This is a genomic window from Pseudoalteromonas sp. MMG007, from assembly GCF_018100985.1.
In the GTDB taxonomy this organism is placed as follows: domain Bacteria; phylum Pseudomonadota; class Gammaproteobacteria; order Enterobacterales; family Alteromonadaceae; genus Pseudoalteromonas.
Genome location: NZ_JAGJEI010000032.1, coordinates 1 through 2,701, shown reverse-complemented (window position 1 = coordinate 2,701; position 2,701 = coordinate 1). Strand labels below are relative to the sequence as shown.

1 protein-coding gene is annotated in these 2,701 nt (G+C 36.2%); it reads left to right on the top strand.

Translation table 11 applies throughout. The features are described 5' to 3' along the window. Window positions 1-193 precede the first annotated feature (193 nt). Window positions 194-1,609 carry an alanine/glycine:cation symporter family protein gene (locus tag J8L71_RS18265; RefSeq protein WP_211001788.1) on the top strand — a complete coding sequence of 472 codons (1,416 nt, stop codon included), beginning with the start codon at window positions 194-196 and terminating at the stop codon, window positions 1,607-1,609. Window positions 1,610-2,701 lie beyond the last annotated feature (1,092 nt).

The window sequence follows — 2,701 nt, the reverse complement described above, 5'->3', positions numbered from 1 at the left end:
TCGATTCTTACGCAAGCGTTTTATTAAGTAAAATTAGATTTATTTTATACACAGATAAAGCTCACAACTAGATCACAAGTTACTCACAAAAGCCTGTTGATAACTGTGCTTTTTGCACTTTAAAACTAAACTCTTTTTGTTTGTTGTGGTAAGTTGCCAGCACTTTTTTAACTCATGTATTTAGGTAGTATCCATGACAGACATAATAAATAGTATAAGTGCCCTTTTGTGGGGCCAAGTTCTCGTCTACTTATTAATAGCAGCAGGCCTGTTTTTTACCGTTCGGTTAGGCTTCATTCAAATTGTGCAATTTCCACATATGTTTAAAGTAATGTTTGGTTCGCGTAAGTGCGGCGATAATGAGATATCGTCATTCCAAGCTTTTTGTACATCTTTAGCCGCCCGTGTTGGTACAGGTAATATGGCAGGTGTAGCTGTTGCTTTATATTTAGGTGGCCCAGGTGCGATTTTTTGGATGTGGCTTATTGCCTTAATAGGAATGGCAACCAGTTTTGCAGAAAGTACCTTAGCACAAGCTTATAAAACAAAAGATGCTGAAGGTAATTTTAGAGGTGGCCCTGCTTATTATATGGAAGTAGGTTTAGGTAAGCGTTGGATGGGCGTTTTATTCTCGTTATGTTTAATTTTAGCTTTTGGCCTAGTATTTAATGCCGTACAGTCAAACTCTATTGCTGCAGCATTCGAAGTAGCGTTTGATGTACCAAAATATATTGTTGGAATAGTACTTGTTGTTGGCTCAGGTATTATTATCTTTGGTGGCTTAAAAACAATCTCACGATTTGCAGAAATGGTTGTACCTTTTATGGCATTAGCCTATTTATTAGTTGCAATATATGTATGTGCAATGAATTTTACTGCTTTACCAGATGTGTTGGTACTTATTATAAAAAGTGCTTTTGGACTTGAACAAGCAGGTGCAGGTGCAATTGGTTATGGTGTAACACAGGCGATGATCCAAGGGATCAAGCGTGGATTATTCTCAAACGAAGCTGGTATGGGTAGCGCAGCAAATGCTGCCGCAACTGCAACACCTTATCCACCTCACCCTGCATCGCAAGGCTATGTACAAATGCTGGGTGTATTTATTGATACTATTGTTATTTGTACCGCGACTGCGTCGTTAATTTTACTATCTCAACAATTAGTACCTGAGTCTGGGGTGATGGGAATTGAACTTACGCAAGCAGCTTTACAAGAGCATGTTGGTAGCTGGGGTTCTTACTTTGTTGCTATCGCTATCTTGTTCTTTGCTTTTACTTCTATTGTCGCTAACTATTCATACGCTGAAACTAATTTAATGTTTTTAGAACATAACTCTAATAAAGGCATGTTTATTTTTAGATTGCTTGTATTAGCAATGGTGATGTTTGGCGCTATTGGTGAACTTGGCTTAATTTGGACATTAGCTGATATATCAATGGGATTAATGGCGATTGTAAACGTAATAGCGCTGTTTATGCTTTCAGGTGTTGTTGTGTGGCTCTCAAAAGACTACAACGAGCAACGTAAAAAGGGGCTAATTCCTACGTTTGATAAGAGCAAACATCCAAAATTAAATAAAGAGGTCGACTCAGAAGCCTGGAAATGAAGATTAATTAGCGAGCTACGGCTCGCTTTTTTAGATTTGTAGTTTATACACGCATATTTAAAAGTTTGAATATCACCATTCAGCCAAAAAGATTATATTAATACTTTGAGATTATCTTATATCTAATCGCATATATAAGCCTGTACTTTAATAAGTGCTAAGTTAGTTTTTTACTTACAATGCCTACCTTAGTCCTACTATTATCCATGACGCACTAACCTCCACTAAACACGCCATCATTAATCAGTTAAATTGTTACTTTATACTATTAGTTAATGTGTTCGGGATCTTTGCCCTATATTAGTTGGGTTTAATTCGTCGCCTATTATACGGTTAAGGGCATATGCCTCTAAGAATGGGTAATAGTGTAATCACCTACATAGCTTTAGTTTCCACATGAGCTATAGAAATATGCGATTCTCTGCATCAGTTTATCCTAGGCATTTTACATATAATAAAAGCATGCCTTTACTAGATGTTCTGTTTTTTATTCTTTATTGGATGCTCGCGTATTGGGTTGAATTCGACGTACCGTAGGTATGCTTGCGTTATTTTATAACTTATTTGGTTTTGCTACGTAACTAGGGCTTAGTGCGCAACAAGTTGCCTGTTGGCGTAACTATCTATTGAGCACCAGTCACGGTACTGCTTTTCAATATATGTTATTAGTTTAGCAACATGTATTTCTATTTTTTACATCAGAGGTATATAAAGCAGCATTACATGCTGGGTAATATTAGTTGGCGCACTTATATTACTGTGAGCTGTTCTCGCGTTTAACTTTCTAGAAACGACTCCTACTCTTTTGCTCTCCGTTAGCGCATATGTTTAATTGCATGTTTGAGTAACAGTTTAAATAAAACCAATAAAGATTGTGGATGATTTGGCATTACTTAATTAAGCCAGAGGTAAAAGCCGTGATGATAAAATAAAGTTTGATAGGTTTATAAATATACGATGATGAAACTATCAGGTATTAAAGATAGCAGGCATTAAAATAAGATTAGAAAAGATAAGGAGGATAATCTTTGAAAGCCATAAATCTAGGAACGGTTTTATAATTGAAGTTTTACTTGAGGGTGTAACTTAAGA

Excerpts from the sequence above, each read along its gene's own strand:
- J8L71_RS18265 (WP_211001788.1), top strand. The coding sequence starts at position 194 with ATGACAGACATAATAAATAGTATAAGTGCCCTTTTGTGGGGCCAAGTT.